Raw genomic sequence first — 5,439 nt, 5'->3', positions numbered from 1 at the left:
GCTCTTTTCTTGTCAGGCCGGAGAGCGTGGGCTACACTTTCCCCACATTCATATGGCACGAACACGTTCAGATCGGGCGCGGTCGAAAGCCTCACCTCTCGACGACCTGACCCAGAGTATTGAGCAACTCCAGGGACTTCTTTTGAAGATTGAAGACCTTGGACGTGACGGCTTTCCCTACCTGGAAGGTACCAGAACCAGGACCGAGCTCCAATTACGCGAGGCTATCAAGCGAGCCTTTGGTGAGAAATCTCCTGAGTTTCAGGCCCATCGGCAACACAAACTTTCCATTGGATCGTCCCCCGAGCATAAACATTCCATTACGTTGATCAAATCTCTCATCGCGTCACTCGAAGAGAGGAAACGCGAGTTGCAAGGGCTACCACCCACTCCGCCTGAAGAATCTGAGCCAGTACTGACAGAATCCAAACCTCGGATGACGCTGGTTCCTCCCAACGAACCTGGTTCAGTTGAACAAACCTCGACAACAACCTGTCCATCGCCTCGGTCGTCAATATCAATGGACCCGGCACCGGATGCGCATTCAGTCGTTGAAAATACCATCCCTCCAGCATCGCCTAGCCATGAGGCTCAGGCATCGACTACTCAACCGGCTTCGAAACAGGCCGCAACATCAACTTCACCACAAGAACAACAATTGATTGCGCAACATGACACTTCCGCCCAATTTCGGCCAAATGATACCGGAGCCGTCGCACCACTCACCTCGCAAACAACTCAAGGGCAGTCTTCCGCACACATACCGGCGACATCACCCAAGCCGTCTACGGCCCAAGAGATTTCAGGGCAGTCGATGATGCCTCCTCCTCCCGAGCCTCTACCACCTCACATGGCTGAACAAGCAAAAACCGCAACAGTAAGCCCAGTTGATACTCCGTTTCACACAATTCCTACACCGCCTAATCAGCCATCGACCCAGGAGTTTAGCGTCCCATCTCCTCCTGGTCCCCTACGTATGACTTCAACGGACCGCACCTTCGCAGAGGAGAGCACTTCTTCGATCGAACAGAATACTCTCGATTTGTGCAAGCAACTCTGTCAGCGGTTCCATGCCATCGCCCGGCAATTGCGGTTGCGAGGGGAATACCGCTCCACACTATCAATAGAGGATGAGATAGACGCCCAGGATCTCCTTCATGCACTGTTGCGGGTCCAATTTGACGATATCGGGGCCGACGAATGGATTCCCGGATATGCCAACGGTCAAACCAGAACAACCTTTCTCCTCGATCACAATCGGTTGGCAGTCATCGTGAAGAAGACGCGTGCCGGCCTGACATCAAAAGATCTCGCGGAACAGGTCCGAATCGATGCCGAACGCTATCGGGCACGGGAGCAGTGTACCGGCCTCCTGTGCTTCATTTACGATCCGGAAGGCCGAATCGGCAATCCTCGTGGCATTGAGCACGACCTCGCCACCGTCATCGACCAATTCACCGTCAACGTTTTCGTTGCACCAAAATCGTGAGGTCACCCATGAAGAAAGCGAAACCAGCCCGCAACGCCGGTCGTTTACGATCTATACCATCAAATCCCGCGTTGACAGGGGCTCAGGCGATCCGCTACGTTGACGACACTACCGTCATTCCAGCTGTTCCCTGTACCATCCATGCACCAGTAGACGGCGGAGTAGTCATGGCTGACAGAGCCTATATCTTGATTGATGTAGCACCGGGACTGACAAGCCAGGTCGTCAGGGCGCTCGGCGAAATCAAACAGGTCAAAACGATCGATCCTTGCTGGGGCAAGCCAGACATAATCGCAGTGGTAGAGGTTCCGGACCAGGATGCCTTGACGCAATTGGTGCTCAGTCGCATCCACTCGATCGAGGGCGTAACTGAAACAGATACACATTTGGTCTATAAGCTCAAAGTAGCAAAAGTGAAATGATCAATACTCTCCTTCGCTTCTCTACCGTCGTCTTACTTATTAGCTTCCTAGGCTGCGCCGGTCAGGAGATTCCCCACGAACCCGATATCATTGACGTGACAGTTCCCGCACCTGCGGAGACAGTCACGGCAGCTGTTATTCAGGTGCTCACAGAAGGCGGGTATGAGGTTGACAATGAAACAGAGCAGCATCTGACAACAGGCTATCGAAAAGAAATCGGGGGGCCGTGGAACTGGCTGCTCCGCTGGCGTTTTGGCACGGGCAGAAGTCTCGTCGACGCCATTGTCACGCCGGTGTCAGAACAAAGCACGAGACTCAGGTTGCATGTCGGCTATGAAGGGAAAGACGGGATCGGAAGCAAGTGGGAAGACTCTCCAACTGCCTTGCCGCAAACCGCTGAAAATCAACTGCGGCTCATCAAAAGCAAACTCGAACTTCTCTGACACTGTGCGCTCAAGCCCTTCATAAGGGCCTGGCGTTTACCCAAATTCTTTTTCTCCTCCGTCGCTCTCCTCTCCGAGATCCAAGCCAAACCGCTCCGCCATCCGATAGAGTGTTCGCCGGTCGATTCCCAAGATTTTCGCCGCTTTGACCTTGTTGTTCTTAGTTTCTTTGAGAACCCGGAGCAAATGCCGCTTTTCGACTTCTTCGAGGGACAGACACACCTCGCCGCCTTCTTCAGTTGTTTCCGGCTTCTGTTCCGACGTTTCACCTGCTTGAGTGATAGCTTCCGGAAGATCCTCCGGCGTCAGTAGCGGACCATGACTCAGCGAGACGGCACGTTCAACGGCATTTTCCAATTCCCGTACGTTTCCCGGCCAGCGATAGCGCTTGAGTAACAACATCGTATCGGGATGAAACCCTCTGACTGCACGCGTGGCGTTCACCCCGCATTTTTGCAGGAAGTGATACGCAAGCATTGGAATGTCTTCCTGCCGCTCGACCAGGGAAGGCAGGGTAATGCGTACAACGTTGAGTCGGTAATAGAGATCGTCTCGAAACTTTCCTTCCTTGACCAACTGTTCGAGGTCACGATTTGTAGCAGCAATGATCCGCACGTCGACCTTGATCGAATTGGTGCCGCCGACCCGCCGTACTTCTTGGTCCTGCATGACGCGTAACAATTTTACTTGCAGCGCCTGACCGAGTTCGCCAACTTCATCAAGAAAAAGAGTGCCGCCGTCAGCCGATTCGAACAAACCGGTCTTTGTCCCGACCGCGCCGGTAAAAGCGCCCTTTTCGTACCCGAACATCTCCGACTCAAGCAGGGTATCCGGCAATGCACCACAATTGACCGGGACGAACGGCTTCTCGCGCCGGGGGCTATTCGCATGAATCGCCCGCGCGATCAGCTCTTTACCGGTTCCACTTTCTCCCTGAAGTAAAACCGTGCTCTTGCCCTCGGATACCCGCGCCACCAACTTATACACTTCCAGCATCGCGGGGCTGCTCCCCACCAACGGCGACCAATTATCCTTGCCCTTTAGCTCTTCGCGGAATTTGCTGTTTTCCCGAAGTAGCCTGCAATGCTCAAGACTCCGGTGCACAACGAGCTTGATATCTTCCTTCTTAAAAGGTTTCGCAAGGTAGTCGTAGGCCCCCTGCTTGATCGCCTCGATCGCGCCCTCAAGCGATCCGAATGCCGTTAACACGACTATCGCCGTCTCCGGGCTCATACGTTTGAACTCACGCAGCACTGCCATGCCATCGACCGCACCCATTCGAATATCGGTCAACACGAGATCAACACGCCCTTCTCGCCCTCGCGCAATAGCCTCTTCTCCGCTGGCAAACGCCTCCACTTCGTAGCCTTCTTTCTTCAACGCCTCCGCCAGCAAATCGCGGGCTACAGCATCATCATCGACGACAAGAAGTTTTGCTGGCTGCACTATGCGACCCCTTCCATTTCAAAGACTTTACCGGGCAACGTAATTGTCACCACTGTCCCACGTCCCTGTTCACTTTCCATCGTGAGTGTTCCTCCGTGTGCGACAACCGTTTCCCGGCTCAAGAATAGCCCCAAGCCGGTTCCCTTGCCAACTTCCTTGGTTGTAAAAAACGGTTGAAACGCTTTCGCAACGTCGGCCTGCGGCATCCCGACACCCGTGTCCCGTACAGCGATCGTCACCATCATTGCCGACATGTCCGGAGCAGCCCTGCGTCCTACCTCAAGCTCTTCTGCTCCCGCCGGACGTCCGCCAATTTTGACGATTACAGAGCCATGTTCAGGCGTGGCCGACAGGGCATTAGCCAATAGATTGACCAAGACCTGGTGAAGTTTTTCTGCATCGGCCCACACCATTGGGACACCGATCGCTAATTCGGTGCTCAACGACACCCCTTTTTGCAAGAAGGCCGGCTCTAACAACGCCGTCGCTGGTTCGGTCACTTTGTCAACCGACAACCAACTTGGCTCGGGCTTTCGTTGCCTGGTTGAGGACAACAAATCCTGAATAATGCGAACGACACGGTTCAGTTGTTCATCGATAACGGTGATCCGTTTCTTCATCTCAGGAGTGACGCCGGGCTCCTCCGCCAAGGCCTGTACGTGCCATGCGATGGAATGGAGCGGCGTCCCGACTTCGTGGGCAACAGACGCAACCAATTGGCCGATGGTCGCTAAGCGTTCGGACCGATTCAATTGATCCTTTGCCGCCACCAGCAGCGTATTTGCGCGCAACAAACTCTCCGTCTGCTTGGCTAGCGCCGCCCTGGCCGCTTCTTCCCGCGCCTTTCGTTCTTCTCTCGTCAATCCAAGATATGCCACTGCCAAGAGCACTCCTGCGACGACGGTCCGGTTGACGAAAGCCGCTTGAAACCGACCGGGTTTGGTCGGCTGGAGCAGCCCGATATAGGTTGCGACGATGCAGGCGACCACTGTTACAAGCATCAGAGGACGACTCCTGAGGGTTGCCACCAACAAGATCGGCAACACAAGCGCATAGGATCCCACGATATTCGCGGGAGCGACATTTTCTGATACGACGATGATAAGGAAGACAGCTCCGGCGATTCCGAGAATGATGCGGTTGTGTTTCGGCATAGGCATCGTTGCCCAGAGCAGACCCGGATGCTTACATGTCTATCCAGCGAAGACGCCACAAACAAAGGCCAAGGCGTATGTTACATGATACCTTGCGCCTCTGAGGGGACAAGAAAGTAGCCTACAGCAACTTTCAGCATTTCCTTCTGAGGGTCTTAACTGATCGGACGTGTCGAACGCAAGCAGGCACCGAGTTCACGAAGCCGTTGATCACCCATGATCTCATCGATGCCAATGGCATATTTCCTGTTCCAGTTCGGATGAGTGTCGACCGTTCCGGGCATATTGGTTTGAGCAACTTCCTCCAACCCATCTTCCAGGTTGGCCAAGACGACCCAGGAGTGAGTGCGGGCGAGAAAGTTATGGATGGCCCGGCAGAGCGTCTGAGTCATCACCGGCACCTTGGCAGGATCTTCCTCTATCCCGTCCGGCAGCAACCCTTCCCGCTTGAGGGCAGCCAGCATCCGTCCCTTGTCACGTTCGCG

Annotated in this window: 6 protein-coding genes; 3 read left to right on the top strand and 3 right to left on the bottom strand. The window is 54.5% G+C overall.

Annotation, left to right across the window (positions count from 1 at the left end; all coding sequences use genetic code 11):
* The first annotated feature begins 976 nt into the window (after nucleotides 1–976).
* The 3 genes from ACWVCN_RS04915 to ACWVCN_RS04905 are packed head-to-tail and all read left to right on the top strand — an operon-like array spanning nucleotide 977 to nucleotide 2,354.
* A complete protein-coding gene (locus ACWVCN_RS04915) occupies nucleotides 977–1,489 on the top strand; it encodes a PD-(D/E)XK nuclease domain-containing protein (protein WP_455244400.1) in 513 nt (170 codons plus the stop codon).
* Nucleotides 1,490–1,497: 8 nt separating this feature from the next.
* Nucleotides 1,498–1,911 (top strand): Lrp/AsnC family transcriptional regulator, encoded by a 414-nt coding sequence (locus ACWVCN_RS04910; protein ID WP_455244399.1) that lies wholly within the window; start codon nucleotides 1,498–1,500, stop codon nucleotides 1,909–1,911.
* Entirely contained in the window at nucleotides 1,908–2,354 is a 447-nt protein-coding gene (locus ACWVCN_RS04905) for a hypothetical protein (RefSeq protein WP_455244398.1), read from the top strand. Before ACWVCN_RS04910 ends, ACWVCN_RS04905 begins: the two co-directional genes overlap by 4 nt.
* 36 nt (nucleotides 2,355–2,390) lie before the next feature.
* On the opposite strand, the gene ACWVCN_RS04900 is transcribed toward ACWVCN_RS04905, so the two are convergent.
* The 3 genes from ACWVCN_RS04900 to ACWVCN_RS04890 form a co-directional block, all read right to left on the bottom strand.
* Nucleotides 2,391–3,800: a sigma-54-dependent transcriptional regulator gene (locus tag ACWVCN_RS04900; protein ID WP_455244397.1), complete on the bottom strand. Its 1,410-nt coding sequence runs from the start codon at nucleotides 3,798–3,800 to the stop codon at nucleotides 2,391–2,393.
* Nucleotides 3,800–4,954: a sensor histidine kinase gene (locus ACWVCN_RS04895; RefSeq protein WP_455244396.1), complete on the bottom strand. Its 1,155-nt coding sequence runs from the start codon at nucleotides 4,952–4,954 to the stop codon at nucleotides 3,800–3,802. The genes ACWVCN_RS04900 and ACWVCN_RS04895 overlap by 1 nt, the downstream gene beginning before the upstream one ends.
* A 155-nt stretch (nucleotides 4,955–5,109) precedes the next feature.
* The coding region (locus ACWVCN_RS04890) for a 4-alpha-glucanotransferase (protein ID WP_455244395.1) at nucleotides 5,110–5,439 on the bottom strand (330 nt) is incomplete at its 5' end.

The organism is Petrachloros mirabilis, assembly GCF_975968855.1.
Note: the sequence above shows the minus strand (reverse complement) of the source record. Positions and strands in the feature narration are given on the sequence as shown.

What these genes read in the sequence shown, in the direction of transcription:
- ACWVCN_RS04915 (WP_455244400.1), top strand. Translation starts at nt 977, where the DNA reads ATGACTTCAACGGACCGCACCTTCGCAGAGGAGAGCACTTCTTCGATC.
- ACWVCN_RS04905 (WP_455244398.1), top strand. Translation starts at nt 1,908, where the DNA reads ATGATCAATACTCTCCTTCGCTTCTCTACCGTCGTCTTACTTATTAGC.
- ACWVCN_RS04910 (WP_455244399.1), top strand. Translation starts at nt 1,498, where the DNA reads ATGAAGAAAGCGAAACCAGCCCGCAACGCCGGTCGTTTACGATCTATA.
- ACWVCN_RS04895 (WP_455244396.1), bottom strand. Translation starts at nt 4,954, where the DNA reads ATGCCGAAACACAACCGCATCATTCTCGGAATCGCCGGAGCTGTCTTC.